Origin of the sequence: Pseudomonas sp. P179, from assembly GCF_000478485.2 — a bacterium.
GTDB lineage: Bacteria > Pseudomonadota > Gammaproteobacteria > Pseudomonadales > Pseudomonadaceae > Pseudomonas > Pseudomonas aeruginosa.
Map to the genome: position 1 here is coordinate 4,718,313 of NZ_KI517354.1, position 17,527 is coordinate 4,735,839.

Consider the following 17,527-nt stretch of genomic DNA (forward strand, 5'->3'; position numbering starts at 1 on the left):
ACGCATGCACGGCGGGTTACAGCATCGGCATGTCCTGGGCGCGGCTGGCCAGGCGGTATTGTTCCGGTGTGGTGCCGGCCAGCCGGCGGAACATCGAGATGAACGCCGAGGGGCTGCTGTAGCCGAGGTCGAAGGCGATCTGCTGGATCCCCCTGCCGGCTTCCAGCGCCTCGATGGCCGCGAGGAAGCGCAGGCGTTGGCGCCATTCGCCAAAGGTCATGCCCAGTTCGCGCTGGCAGTGCCGGGCCAGGGTTCGCTCGGTGCTGTGCACCTGCTGCGCCCACTGCGCCAGCGAGCGGTTGTCGCCCGGCTCGGCCTGCAGTGCGTCGAGCACCTCGCGCAGCGCCGGGGTACGGCCGTAGGGCAGGTAGTCGTCGTGGGGCTGGGCGCATTCCAGCTGGTCCATGACGACCCGGGCCAGGCGCAGGTCCTGCGCCGAGGTCGGCAGGTTGACCCCGCGCTCGGCGAAGTCCGAGAGGATCGCCTTGAGGATCGCGCTGATCGCCAGGGTGCAGGGTGTCGCCGGCAGGCGTCGTGACAGTTCGGCGGAGAGGTACAGCGAGCGGTAGACGATGGCCTGGCTGTTGTAGCAGCTGTGCACCCGCTCCGGTGGTATCCATACCGCGTATTGCGGAGGTGAGAGGAAGCGCTGGCCGTCGATCTCCAGCTGCATCACGCCATGGGCTGCATAGTTGAGCTGGCCCCAGGCGTGGGTGTGCGGCGGCGAATGGGTGTCGGCGCCGAACTCGTCATAGCGGAAATAGACGTCGAAAGACTGCCCCTGGAGATCGGGAAGGCGCAGCAAGGTGGTGGTCGACATGTCCGAACCTACGGGTGGTTTGTCTGGAATTCATTATACGTCTGTATTCGGACTGGCTCAGAATGGCCGCGTATTCCTTTTTCATAGTGCGGAACCTCCCATGCAATACCTGTTTCCCCTGCTGGCCGTGTTCATCTGGGCCGGCAACACCGTCGTCAACAAGCTCGCCGTGGGGATCATCCAGCCCGCCGAGATCGGTTTCTTCCGCTGGCTGCTGGTCGGCCTGGCGCTGACGCCCTTCATGCTCGGCCCGGTGCTGCGCAACCGCCGCTACATCCTCGCCAACCTCGGCAAGTTCGTGGTCCTCGGCCTGCTCGGCATGGCCGTCTACCAGAGCCTGGCCTACTACGCGGCGGCGCTGACCAGCGCCACCAACATGGGCATCATCCTGTCGCTGATGCCCCTGATGTCGCTGGGCCTGGCCAGCAGCATCCTGGCCCACCGGCTGAACGCCGGGGCGCTGCTCGGCGCGCTGGTGTCGCTGGCCGGCGTGGTGCTGGTGATCTCCCAGGGCCATCTCGGCGCTTTGCTGGAGCATGGAGTGAATCTCGGCGACGCGATGATGATCGTCGCCACCCTGGCCTATGCGGTGTACAGCGTGCTGCTGAAGAAATGGAGCCTGAAGCTGCCGGCCATGCAACTGCTCTACCTGCAGGTGCTGGTGGCGATCCTCGCCCTGCTGCCGCTGTACCTGCTGTCGCCGCGCACCGGCCTGAACGCCGCCAACCTGCCGCTGGTGCTGTACGCCGCGCTGTTCGCCTCGATCGTCGCCGCGCTGGCCTGGATGCACGGTGTCGCCCGTCTCGGGCCGAGCCGGATGGCGCTGTTCTTCAACCTGCTGCCGATCATCACCGCCTGCATCGCCACCCTGGTGCTCGGCGAGCGCCTGACCGTCCATCACCTGGTCGGCGGCGCGCTGACCCTGGCCGGGGTCCTGCTGGCCGAGTTCTGGCAGCGCCGCCCGGCCCGTCTGCGCTCGGCAACCTGCTGATTTCCCGGCAACTTCCTCGCGATTACGGCGCACGGAGGCGCCGCCACTGGCTATCATAGGCAGCGCTCCCCGCGTGGGAGCCGAGCCGTGCCAGCCTGGAAGAGGAAGAATCGTGGTCGAAGTGTTTTCCGTGCAGGATGGGCTGGACGCCGAGCGCGCCCTGCTCGACGAGGTGTGTGGCGGTGCCCGCGAGCATGGCCTGTTGCTCTGGCAGCCCTGCGATCGGGCGCTGGTCATGCCGCGCCGGATGGAGCGCCTGGAAGGATTCGCGCCGGCCAGCGCAGCGGTCGCCGAACGCGGCTGGCCGGTGCTGCTGCGCGATACCGGCGGCGAGCCGGTGCCGCAATCGCCGGGCGTGCTGAACATCGCCCTGTCCTATGCGCTGGGGCCCGGCGACAACGAGCAGACCCGTATCGAAACCGCCTACCTGCGGCTGTGCCAGCCGATCTGCGACTGGCTCCGCGAGCGCGGCCTGGACGCCGGCGTGGGCGCCGTGGCCGGTTCCTTCTGCGACGGCCGCTACAATGTCACCCTGGATGGGCGCAAGCTCGCCGGGACCGCGCAACGCTGGCGGCGCAACGGCGCCGGCCGGCCGGTGGTGCTGGCGCACGCGGCGCTGCTGGTCGGCGCCGAGCGCGAGGAGATGGTCGAGGTGGTCAACACCTTCACCCGCCGTTGCGGCAGTGCCCCGGATTGCCAGGCGGACAGCCATCTCGGCCTGAGCGAGCGCTGGAGCGATTTCCGCATGGCCGACAGCCTCGAACTGGAACGACGCTTCGTCGCCGCCCGATCCTGACCTCTTTCGCCAGAGCCTTGCGCCAGGAATAGCCGTACCGATGCCAGAACCCTTGGGAACCACCGCTCTCACGCCCGGATTCATGATCGTCCACGGCAATCGCCTGGACGACCTGCGCGACCTCGCCGTTTCCTGGATGCGCCGCTATCCGCTGGCGCCGCTGGAAAGCGAGCGGGTCCTGGTGCACAGCAACGGCATCGCCCAATGGTTGAAGCTGGCATTGGCCGAAGATCCCCGCGAGGACGGCGGCGGCGGTGGCGGCATCGCCGCGGCGCTGGAGGTGCAGTTGCCGGCGCAGTTCCTCTGGCAGGCCTATCGCGCGGTGCTGGGCCGCGAAAGCATTCCCGAGGTTTCCGAACTGGACAAGGCGCCGCTGACCTGGCGCCTGATGCGTCTGCTTCCCGGATTGCTGGAGCGTCCCGAGTTCCGCACCCTGCAACGTTTCCTCGCCGACGATGCCGACCTGCGCAAGCGTCATCAACTGGCCGAGCGCCTGGCCGACCTGTTCGACCAGTACCAGGTCTATCGCGGCGACTGGCTCGACGACTGGAGCCAGGGCCGCGACCAGTTGCGCACGGCGAACGGGCAGGCGCGCCCGCTCGGTGCCGACGAGCGCTGGCAGGCCGAATTGTGGCGCGCGCTGCTCGCCGACGTCGGTGCCGATAGCCTGGCCCGCAGCCGCTCCGGCGTGCACCGGCGCTTCATCGAGGCGCTGCGCTCCGCCAGCGCGGCGCCGCGCGCGTTGCCGCGACGAGTGGTGGTGTTCGGGATTTCCTCGATGCCGGCGCAGACCCTCGAGGCGCTGGCCGCCCTGGCCAGGTTCAGCCAGGTGCTGCTCTGCGTGCACAACCCCTGTCGCCACCACTGGGCCGACATCGTCGCCGACAAGGACCTGTTGCGCCACGAGTACCGCCGCCAGCAGCGCCGCGCCGGCGTCCCCGCCGACCTCGACGAGGACCGCCAGCACCAGCATGCCCAGCCGTTGCTGGCGGCCTGGGGCAAGCAGGGCCGCGACTACATCAACCTGCTCGACAGCTACGACGACCCGGACAGCTATCGGAACCTGTTCGGCGAGGTCAACGGCGGGCGCATCGACCTGTTCAGCGAGGAGACCCCGCACGGGCTGCTCGGCCAGTTGCAGGACGATATCCTCGAACTGCGCCCGTTGGCGGAAACCCGCGAGCACTGGCCGCCGGTGGCGCCGCGGAGCGACGCCTCGATCCGCTTCCATGTGGCCCACAGCGCGCAGCGCGAAGTGGAGATCCTCCACGACCAGTTGCTCGCCCGCTTCAACGCCGATCCGAGCCTGAAGCCGCGCGACGTGATCGTCATGGTCCCCGACATCAACGCCTACGCGCCGCACATCGAGGCGGTGTTCGGCCAGGTGCCGCGCGACGACCAGCGCTTCATTCCCTATACCCTGGCCGACCAGGGACAGCGCGGTCGCGAGCCGCTGCTGATCGCCCTGGAGCATCTGCTGAAACTGCCCGACAGCCGTTTCGCCGTGAGCGAGATCCTCGACCTGCTGGACGTCCCGGCATTGCGCCGGCGTTTCGGCGTCGACGAGGCCGACCTGGCGACCCTGCACCGCTGGATCGAAGGCGCCGGCGTGCGCTGGGGGCTGGATGCCGCGCAGCGCGAGCGTCTCGGCCTGCCAGCGGGACTGGAGGGCAACAGTTGGCGCTTCGGTCTGCGGCGCATGCTGCTCGGCTACGCGGTCGGCGAAGGCGCGGCCCTGCAAGGCATCCAGCCCTACGATGAGGTCGGTGGTCTGGACGCCGCCCTGGCAGGCCCGCTGGCTGTGCTGCTGGAGCGCCTCGAGGTGGCCTACGCCGAGCTGGCCGAACCGGCCACCCCGGCGCAGTGGGGCGAGCGCCTGCAAGCCCTGCTCACGGTGTTCTTCGAGGCCCACGACGAGCGCGACGAACTGCTTCTCACCCAGCTCCTGCAATTGCTCGAGCGCTGGCAGGAACACTGCGCCTGTGCGGCCTTCGCCGAGCCGCTACCGATCAGCGTGATACGCGAGGCCTGGCTCGGCGGCCTGGACCAGGGCGGCCTGAACCAGCGCTTCCTGGCTGGCGCGGTGAGTTTCTGCACGTTGATGCCGATGCGCGCGATCCCGTTCCGGCTGGTCTGCCTGCTTGGCATGAACGATGGCGACTACCCCCGCCAGCAGTCGCCGCTGGATTTCGACCTGATGCGCAACGACTACCGCCCCGGCGACCGCTCGCGGCGCGAGGACGACCGCTACCTGCTGCTCGAGGCGCTGCTCTCGGCGCGCGAGCAACTCTACGTGAGCTGGGTGGGGCGGAGTATCCGCGACAATGGCGAGCGGCCGCCCTCGGTGCTGATCGGCCAGTTGCGCGATCACCTGGCGGCCGGCTGGCGCCTGGATCCGGACGGCGACGGCGAGGCGCTGCTGCGTGCCCTGACCCAGGAGCATCCGCTGCAGCCGTTCAGCCGCCGGTATTTTCACGATGCGCCGGAGCAGGGCGTCGATGGCCTGTTCACCTACGCCCGCGAGTGGCGCGAGGTCCATCGCGAGGACGAGATCGGCGTTCCCGACGCCGAAGCGCCCCTGCCGCCGCTGGAGCTGGAGGGCGCGCTGGGGCTGCGAGCGCTGGCGGAGTTCCTCGCCAACCCGGTGAATGCGTTCTTCCAGCAGCGGCTCAAGGTGCGTTTCGACGACGAGCAATTGACCGGCAACGACGAAGAGCCTTTCGAACTGGACGCGCTGGACAACTGGAAGCTGCAATTCGAGCTGACCGAACGCATGAAGCGCTGGGTCGAGCGGGACTGGGATGCCGAGGGCCTGCCGGTGCAGTTGCAGGCCCAGGTCGAGCGACTGCGGCGACAGGGTCGCCTGCCGCTGGCGGCGTTCGGCGAGTTCTCCGCGCGCCATTTGCTGCAACCGCTGCCCGACCTGCTCTGGCGCTACCGCCAGGAAATCGAGCGCTGGCCGGAGGCGGTCGAGCAGCAGCAGGAGTTGCGCCATCGCCATCCGTCCGGGCTGGAGCTGGAGGACTGGCTCGGCGGCTTGCGTCGCGACGCTTCCGGGCGCCTGGCGCGCCTGCAATTGCTCAGCGGCAAGCTCCATGAGGGGCGCAGCTTCAAGTGGCACAGCCTGGTACGCCACTGGTTGCAGCACCTCGCCCTGCAACGTCTAGGCCAGCCGGTGAGCAGCGTGCTGGTGAGCCAGACCGGCACCCTGGAGATTCCGCCGTTGCCGAGCGAGCGTGCCAGCGAGTACCTCGACCAGTTGATCGACGCCTGGCGCCAGGGCATGCGCCAGCCGTTGCCGCTGGCCTGCCGGACCGCTTTCGCCTGGCTCGCCAGTGGTGGCGCCGCAGAGCCCGAGAAAGCCATGCGCGAGGCGCGCAAGCGCTACGAGGGAGGGTTCGGCATGGGGGGCGAGGTGGACGCCTCGCCGGCGCTGGCTCGGGTCTATCCGGACTTCGACCGGCTGCTCGCCAGCGGTGAGTTCGCGCACTGGGCCGAGCAGCTCTACGCGCCGCTGCTGGCTGCCCTGGGACGTGGCGCGGAGGAGCAGGCATGAGCCAGCAGCAGATGCCCGTGGCCCTCGATCCGCTGGACTTCCCGTTGCACGGCAGCCGCCTGATCGAGGCCAGCGCCGGTACCGGCAAGACGTTCACCATCGCCCTGCTATACGTACGTCTGGTCCTCGACCATGGCGGCGAGAACGCTTTCGGCCGGCCGCTGAGCCCGCCGGAAATCCTCGTGGTGACCTTCACCGATGCGGCGACCCAGGAACTCCGCGAGCGTATCCGCAGCCGCCTGGGCGAAGCGGCGCGTTGTTTCGCCGAGCCGCAGGAGCGCCACGACGGCCTGCTGGTCGCGTTGCGCCAGCAGTATCCCACCGAGCGCTGGCCGGGCTGCGCGCGCCTGCTGCGCCTGGCCGCGGAGTGGATGGACGAGGCCGCGGTATCGACCATCCACAGTTGGTGCTACCGGATGCTGCGCGAGCACGCCTTCGACAGCGGCAGCCTGTTCACCCAGAACCTGGAAACCGACCAGAGCGAATTGCTCGCCGAAGTGGTGCGGGACTACTGGCGGCGCAACTTCTACGGCCTGACGGCTCCGGCGGCGCAAGCCGTGGCCAGTTGCTACAGTGGGCCGGAGGCGCTGGGCAAGGCCTTGCAGCCGCTGCTGGCGCGGCAGGACGCCGACTTCCGCTACGCCGACCAGGCGCTGAGTGCGCCCGAGTCACTGGCAGCCTTGCTGGAGCAGGGCGGCGACTGGTATCGCCAGCTCGACCAACTGGACGCGCAGGCCCGCGCCGCCTGGCGCGCAGCGCGCGTCGAACTGGAAGCGCTGCTGCGCGACCTGCGTCCCTACCTGAACGGCAACAGCTATCGCGGCAAGGACAGCGACGAGACCTTCGACGCCTGGCTGCAAGCGTTGGCGGACTGGAGCGAGGGCGGCGAGCAGCCGGCCAACCTCGGCAAGTTCGGCCAGACCCGGATCAAGCTCACCGCCAAGCGCGTGGCGCCCGAGCATGCCGCGCTAAGGGCCATCGACGCCTGGGCCGCGCATCAGGAAGAGCGTCCCGATCTCGCTCCCCACCTGTTGTTGCACGCGTTGGGCGAAGTCGGGCGCGAACTGGAGGTCGAGAAGCAGCGGCGTGCCGAGATCGGCTTCGACGACCTGCTCAGCCGCCTCGACCGCGCCTTGCAGGGGCCTGGTGGCGAGCGCCTGGCGCAATTGATCCGCGAGCAGTTCCCGGTGGCGCTGATCGACGAGTTCCAGGATACCGACCCGGTGCAGTACCGGATCTTCGAGCGCATCTACCGGATCGCCGCCGATCCCGACGAGCCCCAGGCGCGGGAAACCGGCCTGTTCATGATCGGCGACCCCAAGCAGGCGATCTACGCCTTCCGCGGTGCCGACATCCATACCTACCTGCGCGCCCGCGAGGCCACTCGCGGGCGGCATTACACCCTTGGCAAGAACTTCCGCTCGACCGCCGCCATGGTGGCGGCCGCCAACCGCTGCTTCGCCTTCGCCGAAGAGCACCCGCGCGGCGCCTTCCGTTTCGCCCGCGAGGGGCTGGAAAACCCGGTGCCGTTCCATGCGGTGGACGCCCAGGGGCGCGCCGAACGTTTGTTGATCGACGGTGCCGAGGCGCCAGCGATGACGTTCTGGAACCTTGATGTCGAAGCCGGCGTGCTTGGCTCCGCGGCGTATCGCCAGGAAATGGCCGAGCGCAGCGCCAGCGCCATCCGCCGCTGGCTGAGCCTGGCCGACCTGGGCCGCGCCGGCTTCGCCGACGAGCAGGGCGGCTGGCGTGCGTTGCGCCCGGCGGATATCGCCATCCTCGTCCGCGGTCGCGCCGAGGCCGAGGCGATCCGTAGCGCGTTGGCGGCGCGGCGTCTGGCCAGCGTCTACCTGTCCGACCGCGACTCGGTGTTCGACAGCCAGGAGGCCATCGACCTGCTGCACTGGCTGCGCGCCTGCGCCGACCCCGGTGCCGATACGCTGCTGCGGGTCGCCCTGGCTACCCGCAGCCTGCACCTGGACTGGGCGACCCTGGAACGATTGAACCAGGACGAACTGTTCTGGGAACGGATGGTCCTGCGCTTCCGCGACTATCGCCGGTCCTGGCAGGCCCAGGGCGTATTGCCGATGCTGCGGCGCCTGCTCGCCGACTTCGAACTGCCGGCGCGCCTGCTGCGGCATGCCGATGGCGAGCGCAGCCTGACCAACCTGCTGCACCTGGCCGAGTGGCTGCAGCGCGCGGCGGTGGAGCTGGACGGTGAGCACGCGCTGATCCGCCATCTGGCCGAGCAGGTGCAGAGTCCGGGGAGCGAAGAGATCCTCCGCCTGGAAAGCGACGCCGACCTGATCAAGGTGGTGACCATCCACAAGTCCAAGGGGCTGGAATACCCCTTGGTGCTGCTGCCCTTCATCTGCAGCTGGAGGGAGCTGGACGGCAACAGCGGCGCGCCGGCGAGTTTCCACGAGGATGGCGCTGCAGGGCGGGTCATCGAGCTGGCGCGGCGCAAGGAGCAGGCTGCGCGGGCCTACGAGCAGGCCAACGACGAGCGCCTCGGCGAAGACATGCGCCTGCTCTACGTGGCCCTGACCCGCGCCCGCCATTCGGTGTGGCTGGGCATCGCGCCGCTGGTGGCGAGCAACAGCAAGTCGCCGGAGTTGCACAAGGGGGCCCTGGGCTACCTGCTTGCCGGCGGCGCGACCATCGGCAGCGATGGCCTCGGACAATGCCTCGCCGCGTTGCGCGGCGAGTGCCGGGAGATCGTCGTCGAGCCGGCCCCCGAGGCGGACGCCGAACGCTATGTCGCAGGGCGCGGCCAGGGCCTTGGGCAGGCCCGCGAAACCCGCCGCAGCAGCCGCGAGAAGTGGTGGGTCGCCAGCTATTCCGGCCTGCAATTGCAGGCCTCCGCCGGGCTGGACGATGACGAGGCGTTGGAGAGCGACGAATCGCAGGAGCCGATCAGCGCCGAGGAAGCCACCTTCCACGAAGAAGGCCGTTCCGCCGAACAGCCGCCGGTCGCGCACGCCAGCGAGATGCGCGACGACCTGCATCGCTTCCCGCGCGGACCGGCTCCCGGCACCTTCCTCCACGGGCTGCTCGAATGGGCCGGCCGCGAAGGCTTCGAGGTGGCGCGCGCCGATGCCCAGCGGCGCCGCGAACTGGTCGCGCGACGCTGCGACCTGCGGGGCTGGAAGGACTGGGCCGAACCGCTCGACCTGTGGCTGGAACAGTATCTCGCCGAACCGCTGCGCTGGCCCGGTGGCGAAACCAGCCTGGCCGGGCTGGTCGCCTACCAGGTGGAAATGGAGTTCTGGTTCGCCACCCACCAGGTCCAGGCCGAGGCGATCGACGCCCTGGTCCGGCGCCATACCCTCGGCGGCGCGGCGCGTCCGGCGCTGGCGCCGACCCTGCTGAACGGCATGTTCAAGGGCTTCGTCGACCTGGTCTTCGAGCACCAGGGGCGTTTCTACGTGGCCGACTACAAGTCCAACTGGCTGGGCGCCGACGATGGCGCCTACAGCCCGGAAGCGATGACCGCCGCGGTGCTGGAGAACCGTTATGACCTGCAGTACGTGTTGTACCTGCTGGCCCTGCACCGGCAGTTGAAGGCGCGCCTGCCCGACTACGACTACGACCGCCACATGGGCGGCGCCGTGTACCTGTTCCTCCGCGGCGCCCGCGCGGCGACCCAGGGCCTGCACTTCGAGCGCCCGCCGCGGGAACTGATCGAACGCCTGGACGCGCTGTTCAGCGGCCAGCCGGGAGCCGAGCGATGAATCCGACCCTCAAGCAACTGGCCGGCGAAGTCCGCGATGGCCGCGACGATCAGGTAGCGCAACCGCTGGCGGTACGCCACGACCTGCTGCGCCAGCTCGACCTGTGGGTGGCGCGCGGCTGGCTACGGGCGCTGGACCGGGCGTTCGTCGCCTTCCTCGTCGAGTTGCAGCCGCAGGCCGATCCCCGGGTGCTGCTGGCGGCGGCGCTGACCAGCCACCAACTGGGCCACGGTCACGTCTGCCTGGACCTGGAGGCGACCCTCGGCGCGCCCGACGCGGCACTGTCGCTGCCGCCGGAAGGCGACGAAGGCCGCGATGTGCTGTTGCCGTCGCAACTGCTACACGGCGTGCGCCTCGACGCCTGGCGCGAGGCCCTGGCGGCGTCACCGCTGGTGGAGGTGGTCGACGAGCGCCCAGGCGATCCCGAGCCGAGCGAGACGGCGACCTCGCCGCTGGTGCTTTGCGCCCAGCGTCTCTACCTGCGTCGTTATTGGCGGCACGAACTGGAGATCGCCCTGGCCCTGCGCGAGCGCCTGGGTCGGCAGGCGCCCCTGGCCGCCGACCTGGCGCCGCGCCTGGCCGCGCTGTTCGCGCAGGCGCCTACGGAAGACGGCCAGCGCGTCACCGACTGGCAGAAGCTGGCCTGCGCCCTGGCGGCCCGCGGCTATTTCAGCCTGATCACCGGCGGTCCCGGTACCGGCAAGACCACCACCGTGGTGCGCCTGCTCGGTCTGCTCCAGGCACCGGCGGTAGCCGCCGGCCAGCCGCTGCGCATCCGCCTCGCGGCGCCCACCGGCAAGGCCGCGGCGCGTCTCTCCGAATCCATCGGCCAGCAGGTCCGGGCCCTGCCGCTGGCGGAAGACGTGTTGCAGGCGATCCCCGCCGAGGTCACTACCCTGCACCGTCTGCTTGGCAGCCGTCCGGATACCCGGCACTTCCGCCACCACCGGGACAACCCTTTGGCGCTGGACGTGCTGGTGGTGGATGAGGCCTCGATGATCGACCTGGAAATGATGGCCAGCCTGCTCGATGCGCTACCGCCGCAGGCGCGCCTGATCCTGCTCGGCGACAAGGACCAGTTGGCCTCGGTAGAGGCCGGCGCGGTGCTCGGCGATCTCTGCCGGGATGCCGAGGAGGGCTGGTACAGCGCCGAGACCCGCGCCTGGTTGCAGCGGGTCAGCGGCGAAACCTGGCAGGGCTTGCGCGAAGGTTCGGCGCAGGCGCATCCGCTGGCGCAACAGACCGTCATGCTGCGGCATTCCCGGCGCTTCGGCGCGAGCAGCGGGATCGGGCGCCTGGCGCGGTTGGTCAACCGGCAACAGGCCGGCGACGCGCGCGCGCTGCTGGACAGTCCGCCCGCCGACCTCTTCGACCTGCGCCTGCGCGGGGAGCGCGATGCAGCCTTCGCCCGGCTGTTCGTCGACGGTCATCCGCAGGCGCCGGGCGCGCCGTACGGCTACCGGCACTACCTGCAACGCCTGGCCGAGGGCCGCCCGGCCGCCGGACTGGCGCTGGAGGATGGCGCCTGGGAGCGCTGGGCGCAGTCGGTACTGACGGCTTTCGACGCCTTCCGCCTGCTCTGCGCGCTGCGCCGCGGCCCATGGGGCGTGGAAGGACTGAACCAGCGGGTAGCGGCAGAACTGCTGCGCCTTGGCCTGATCGAGGCCGATCACGGCTGGTACGAGGGGCGGCCGGTACTGGTGACGCGCAACGACTACAGCCTGGGGCTGATGAACGGCGATATCGGCATCGCCCTGCGCCTGCCCGAGCGCAACGACGACGGCAGCCTGCGCTTCGCGCTGCGCGTGGCCTTCCCGCGCAACGACGGTAGCGGCGGCGTGCGCTTCGTCCTGCCGAGCCGCCTGGTCGAGGTGGACACCGTGTTCGCCATGACCGTGCACAAGTCGCAGGGTTCGGAGTTCGCCCATACCGCGCTGGTCCTGCCGGACGCGCTGAACCCGGTGCTGACCAAGGAGCTGGTGTACACCGGTATCACCCGCGCCCGCGACTGGTTCAGCCTGGTGGAAAGCCTGCCCGGGGTGTTCGAGGAAGCAGTGCGGCGCAAGGTGCGCCGGCTCAGCGGGCTGATGCTGCATCTGCGGCCGGAAAGGGAAGAGCAGCTGCCGCATGCTCCGGGTGAACAGACCGAGCTGCCGTTCTGACGTGCCGCCTGGGCGGTCGGCTCAGCCGACCACCTTCAGGCTGCTCATGCCGTTGCCCTCGCGCTGGACCCGCACCTGGACCGGGATCCGTTCGTGCATTTCCTGGACGTGGGAAATCACCGCCACCTTGCGCCCCTGGGCCTGCAGGTTGTCCAGGGCATCCATCGCCAGTTGCAGGGATTCCGGGTCGAGGCTGCCGAAGCCTTCGTCGATGAACAGCGACTCGATGCGCAGCTTGCTCGATGCCATAGAGGCCAGGCCGAGCGCCAGGGCCAGGGAAATCAGGAAGGTCTCGCCGCCGGAGAGCGAATACACCGAGCGCAGTTCGTCGCCCATCTCGGTGTCCACCACCAGCAGGCCCAGTTCGCTGCCGCCGCGCTGCAGGCGGTAGCGCCGCGCCAACTGGCGCAACTGCACGTTGCTGTGCTGCACCAGCAGGTCGAGGTTGTAGCCCTGGGCGATGCGGCGGAACTTGTCTCCGCTGGACGAACCGATCAGTTCGTTCAGGCGGCCCCATCTGCGGAACTCGGCGCGGGCTCGCTCCAGTTCGGCAAGCAGCGCCTGGCTCTGCTCGCGGCGCTGGTTGTCGGCCTGCAACTGGCTGTAGGTCTCCAGGTAGGCCTGTTCGCTGGCGGCCAGGCGTTCGCGCTGTTGCCGCAGGTTGTCTTCCAGCGCCTCGCGATCGGTTTCCGGCCGCTGCCGGCGATGCTGGAGCAGTTGCGCCTGGCGCTCTGCTTCCAGTGTCTGCTGGCGGGTGATCTCCTCTTGCAGTCGCTGCAATTGCTCCCGCCATTGCGTCGCCTGTTCCTCGGAAAGGCCGAGCAGGGCGTCGAGGCGGCTGTCGTCGAGGTTGTCCTGGCGTTCGCGCCAGGCCTGCCAGTCGGCCTGAAGGCGCTGGAACTCATCCTGTTGGCGCTGCCGTTGCTGCTGCAGGTGTTCCAGGGCTTCGGCGAGTCGCAGTTGTTCCTCGCGCAGCGAATCCAGGGGCGCCTGGAGCGTCTCGACGGCGCTCTGCGCCGCTTGCGCGGCGTGTTCCAGCGATAGTTGCCAATCCTGGGCGCAGGCGTGCTGGCCCAGGTGAGCGCCGAGGCGTCCGTTCAGCTCGGCGAGTTCCGCCTGGGCCCTTTCCTCTGCCTGGCGGGCTTCGTTGCGTTGCTCGTCGCTTTGCTTCAGTTGCCAGCTCGTTTCATCGCAGCGCTGCTTGAGCTCCTGCAGACGCTGTTCGACCTGCTGAAGCCGCGCCTGTTGCTGCCGGCGTTGCTCGATGGACTCGCCGAGGGCCTGGAAAGTCCGCAGCGGATCTGTCTGCCAGCGCTGCCAGTGCTCGTCGGAGAGCAATGGACGCAATTGCTGGCTGTCCTCCTCGACCTGCTGCTGCAAATGTTCGTAGCGCTGCCGTTGTTCCGTCAGCGCCTGCTGGCGCTGTTGCAGGATCGTCTCGGCGGCCCGCAGTTCCTGCTGCAATTGCTGGGTCTGGCGCTGGCGGGCGATCAGCCGGTCGAAGTCTCGTTGGCACTGCTGGCGCTGCCCTGCCAGGTCGTCCAGGCGTTGTGCCAGCCACTCCAACTGCGCGGACGGCTGCAGGAGTCGCAGTTCTTCCGGCAGCGTCCATTGGTCCAGTTGCCGATCGAGCGCGGCCAGTTGGCCAGTCAGTTCCTGCTGCTCCTGGCGACTCTGGTTGAGTCTTTCCCGCTGGCTGGAATAGCCCTCGCGCAGACCGACCAGGGTCTGTCGCAGCCGCTCGAGGGACTGCTCGGCGCGGACCTGTTCCTGGTCGTCGTGTTCACCGAGGGCGGCGAGCAGTTGCTCGGAATGGTGATAGGGATGCTCCTGGCTGCCGCAGACCGGGCAGGCCTCGCCGTCCACCAGGCCGGCGCGCAGTTGCTCGACGCTGGCGCTGCGGGCCAGACGTTGGCGCTGGAGCAACTCGCGGGTGACCTGCAGGGCCTGCTCCGCCGCCTTCACCTCCTCGGCGCATTGGCTGCCTTGTCGTTTCAGGTCGAGCAATGCCTGCTCCTGCTCGACCATACGCTGGTCGAGTTCGCCCAGGCGTCGAGCCAGACCGGCGCGTTGGTCGAGGACCTGTTGCCATTCCTTGTGGAGCGCTTGTTGTCGTTCCAGGCTATCGGTCTGCCGGCGCAATTCGTCCAGGCGTGCCGCCAGGTCGTCCGGCTCGCTGCCATGGAGGGCGGTCCATTGCGCCTGCAAGCGTTCGAGCGGTTCCCCGGCGTGGGCCAGGGATTTTTCCAGCTCGGGGAGCTGCGCCTGGCTTTCGAGCGCGCGCTGGCGACGTTGCACGAAGGCGGCGAGCTGACCCTGGTGGGTCGCCCAGGCGTCGCCGAGCGCGGCGAGAGCCTGGCTGTCGCGCAATGCCGCCTGCAGTTGCGCCTGTTCCGCGACATGGCGCTGCTGCTCCATATCCAGTTGCCGAGCGGCGTCGCTTTGCTGGGCGTGGCGCTGGTTCGATTGCCGATGGAGTTCCTGTCGCTCGGCCAGCGTTCGCTCCAGGCGCCTGACCTCGCTCTCCAGCTGGAAAGCCTCGCGCAACGGCGCCTGGGCCTGACGCAGATGGTTGTCGGCCTGGGCCTGGCGCTCGCGCGCCTCCTGCAAGCGGGCCTGCAATCCTTGCAAGCGCTCGGCGCCCGCGGCTTGCTGCTCGGTGCGCTGCCGCTGCTGCTGCTCGGAGTGCCGGAGTTCCTGCTCGAGTTGCTTCAGGCGTTCGATCAGTCCGCGAACCGGAGCCAGGCGCTCCAGCCATTGCAGGGTTTCCCGCTCCGTCGCCAGGGCGTCCCAGGCCTGCCTGGCCTCGGCCAGTTGGCCTTGTGCGTGCTCGCAGGATTGCAGCAGCCGCTGCTCCTCGGTGAACCATTGTTGCTGGCCTTCCAGACGTTGCAGTGCCTGTTGCTCCTGGAGACGCACCTGGGCGTGGGATTCCAGCGCCGCCTCGAGCCCGGCCCGGGCCTGCTCGGCCAGGGGCAGGCTGCCTTCCAGGCGTTGCTCGAGTTGCTTGCGCTGCTCGTCGGCCTGGCTGGCGCGCTGATAGGCGGCTTTGCTCAATTGGCTGTACAGGCCGGTGTCGGTGAGTTTCTCCAGCAATGCGCCGCGGTCGTTGTCGCTGGCCTTGAGGAAGGCGCTGAATTCGCTCTGGGCCAGCAGCACGGCGCGAGTGAACTGGGCGAAATTGAGGCCGAGCTTCTGCTCCAGCTGTTCGCGGAACTCGCTTTTCTTGTTCGCTGCCAGCATTTGCTGGGTCTCCAGGTCCTGGAGGCTCTGCTGGCTCTTTTGCAAGGCGCCGTCCGCCTTGTCCCGGGAGCGCCGGGTTTCCCAGCGGGCGCGATAGCGGTGGCCGTCGATGCCGACGAAATCCACTTCGGCGTAGCCGCTGGCGCAACCGCGGCGCAGCAGGTTGCGTTCGTCGTTGCTGGACAGCTCGTTCCGGCCATCGGGAACCTTGCTGCTGGCCGAAGTGCTTTCCAGCCGCGGCGTGCTGCCGAACAGGGCCAGGCACAGGGCGTCCAGCACGGTGCTCTTGCCGGCGCCGGTCGGACCGGTGATGGCGAACAGGCCGGCGCTGGACAGCGGTTCGCGGGTGAAGTCGATTTCCTGCTCGCCAGCGAGGGAGGCGAGGTTCTTCAGGCGGATGGCGAGAATCTTCATGGAACGGCTTATTTCCCCGGGGGCTCTTCGGTGGCCAGTTCGACGCTTTGCAGCAGGCTGGCGAAGTCATCCAGCGCCTGCGCATCCGGGCCGGAGCCATAGGCGCTTTCCCAGGCGCGGCTGAACAGTTCCTGGGGGTTGAGTTGGTCGAGCCCGAGCAGCGGCGCCTGCTCTTCGTCGCGGCGCTGGTACTCGCTGGCGATGCGCACCAGACGGCAAGCCTTGCCCAGCAGGGCGCTCTCGACCTGCTGGCGCAGGTCCGGTTGCGGCTGATCCAGCATGACGCGGACTTCCAGCCAGGGCCGCTGTTCGTTCAGCAGGTCGGCCTCGGCCAGTTCGCCGATTCGATCGAGCACCTCGCCAAGAGGCGCGGGGCCGATGCGCAACAGTTCCACCGCGCGTGGCACCGGAAGACTCTGTACATCCTTCAGGCGCTCACCTTCCAGGGTGACGAGGAGGACCTGGTGGCGATAGTTCACTTCGGCGAAGGACAGCGGCAGCGGCGAGCCGCTATAGCGAATGCGCTCCTGTCCGGCGACTTTCTGTGGCTTGTGCAGATGACCGAGGGCTACGTAGGCGATCTGCTCCGGAAACAGGCTGGTGGGCAGCGCTTCGACGTTGCCGATGATCAGGTTTCGCTCGGAGTCTTCGGAAACCGAGCCGCCGGCCATGTGTGCGTGGCTGACGGCGACCAGTGCCTGTCCCGGCGTGCGACGGGCGTGCGCGGCGGCAACCAGGCGTTCGTGCACCTGGCGGATACCGGCCAGGTAATCGTCGCCGAGCCCGCCTCCGGTGACTTCGGCGGGACGCAGGAAGGGCAGGGCCAGGCACCAGGCGGCGACCTGGCCATCCGCGTCGTGCAGGGGCAGCAGCAGGCGATCGCTATCGAGGCTTTCGTCTATCCAGCCGATCCGGCCGATGGCATGGGCGTTCAGTCGTTTCATCAGCGGAGCGGGCAGTTCGATGCGCGCGCCGGAGTCGTGGTTGCCTGCGATCATCACGATCTCCAGCCGCGGCAGCCGTCGATGGGCGCTGACGATGAAGTCGTAGAGGCGCTCCTGGGCTTTGAGCGGTGGATTGATCGTGTCGAAGATATCGCCCGCGATCAGCAGGACATCGGCGCGCTGCTCTTCCAGCTGGCGCAGCAGCCAGTCGAGGAAGCGCGCATGCTCATGATCGCGGTCCTGGCCGTGCAGGGTCTGGCCCAGGTGCCAGTCGGAGGTATGTATGAGGCGCATGGAACACTCGTCGAAAGCGGCGGAGCCGTGGCTCGCATTCCTTATATGAGGCAACAGAAGGAGAGGGCGGGGCAAGCCAGCCTATAAAGGAGGAATGGGGCGTCCTCTGGGCTTCCTGACCTTTGGGTTAAAAAGTTTCAAATAAGTGTTGACGCCAGTTTCTATCTCCCTATAATGCGCACCACTCCCGGCGACGACGAAGAGTAAATGCTTGAAAATCAAGTATTTACGGATTCTCTCCCAGGGGTGGTGAAGCGCTCCGGCAGGTTGTTCGCCGCAGTGGTTCGGTCCCGAAAGGGGTTCGAAACGAAGCTTCACCGAGGTGCTTGACAGCGAATTTGAACGCTGTAGAATGCGCCTCCCGCTGATCGGAAGATGGTTTGAAGGTCGGCGCAAGCGGTTGAGTAGAAAAGAAAATTTTCGAAAATAACGCTTGACGGAACGAGAGGTTGCTGTAGAATGCGCGGCCTCGGTTGAGACGAAAGCCTTGACCAACTGCTCTTTAACAAGTCGAATCAAGCAATTCGTGTGGGTGCTTGTGATGTAAGACTGGTGATCGCAAGATTATCAGCA

At 68.3% G+C, this 17,527-nt stretch carries 8 protein-coding genes; 5 read left to right on the forward strand and 3 right to left on the reverse strand.

The genetic code is table 11. From position 1 onward, the window contains the following. Window positions 1-16: 16 nt before the first annotated feature. Window positions 17-820 (reverse strand): AraC family transcriptional regulator, encoded by an 804-nt coding sequence (locus HMPREF1224_RS34050; RefSeq protein ID WP_003103975.1) that lies wholly within the window; start codon window positions 818-820, stop codon window positions 17-19. Between the two features lie 100 nt (window positions 821-920). Here HMPREF1224_RS34050 and HMPREF1224_RS34055 point away from each other — a divergent pair, with 100 nt between their 5' ends. From HMPREF1224_RS34055 to recD, 5 genes are all read left to right on the forward strand, one after another. Continuing rightward, window positions 921-1,811, forward strand: a complete 891-nt coding sequence (locus tag HMPREF1224_RS34055; protein ID WP_003093799.1) for a DMT family transporter — start codon at window positions 921-923, stop codon at window positions 1,809-1,811. A gap of 112 nt (window positions 1,812-1,923) precedes the next feature. Further along, window positions 1,924-2,607: a lipoate--protein ligase family protein gene (locus tag HMPREF1224_RS34060; protein ID WP_003103977.1), complete on the forward strand. Its 684-nt coding sequence runs from the start codon at window positions 1,924-1,926 to the stop codon at window positions 2,605-2,607. A gap of 40 nt (window positions 2,608-2,647) precedes the next feature. Further along, window positions 2,648-6,163: an exodeoxyribonuclease V subunit gamma gene (recC, locus tag HMPREF1224_RS34065; protein ID WP_010793829.1), complete on the forward strand. Its 3,516-nt coding sequence runs from the start codon at window positions 2,648-2,650 to the stop codon at window positions 6,161-6,163. After that, entirely contained in the window at window positions 6,160-9,897 is a 3,738-nt protein-coding gene (recB, locus tag HMPREF1224_RS34070) for an exodeoxyribonuclease V subunit beta (protein WP_010793830.1), read from the forward strand. Before recC ends, recB begins: the two co-directional genes overlap by 4 nt. Continuing rightward, window positions 9,894-12,059, forward strand: a complete 2,166-nt coding sequence (gene recD, locus HMPREF1224_RS34075) for an exodeoxyribonuclease V subunit alpha (protein WP_010793831.1) — start codon at window positions 9,894-9,896, stop codon at window positions 12,057-12,059. Before recB ends, recD begins: the two co-directional genes overlap by 4 nt. A 21-nt stretch (window positions 12,060-12,080) precedes the next feature. On the opposite strand, the gene HMPREF1224_RS34080 is transcribed toward recD, so the two are convergent. Then, complete coding sequence (locus tag HMPREF1224_RS34080) at window positions 12,081-15,716, reverse strand: AAA family ATPase (protein WP_010793832.1); 3,636 nt, start codon at window positions 15,714-15,716, stop codon at window positions 12,081-12,083. An 8-nt stretch (window positions 15,717-15,724) separates the two neighbouring features. Further along, window positions 15,725-16,954 carry an exonuclease SbcCD subunit D C-terminal domain-containing protein gene (locus HMPREF1224_RS34085; RefSeq protein ID WP_010793833.1) on the reverse strand — a complete coding sequence of 410 codons (1,230 nt, stop codon included), beginning with the start codon at window positions 16,952-16,954 and terminating at the stop codon, window positions 15,725-15,727. Between the last annotated feature and the right edge of the window lie 573 nt (window positions 16,955-17,527).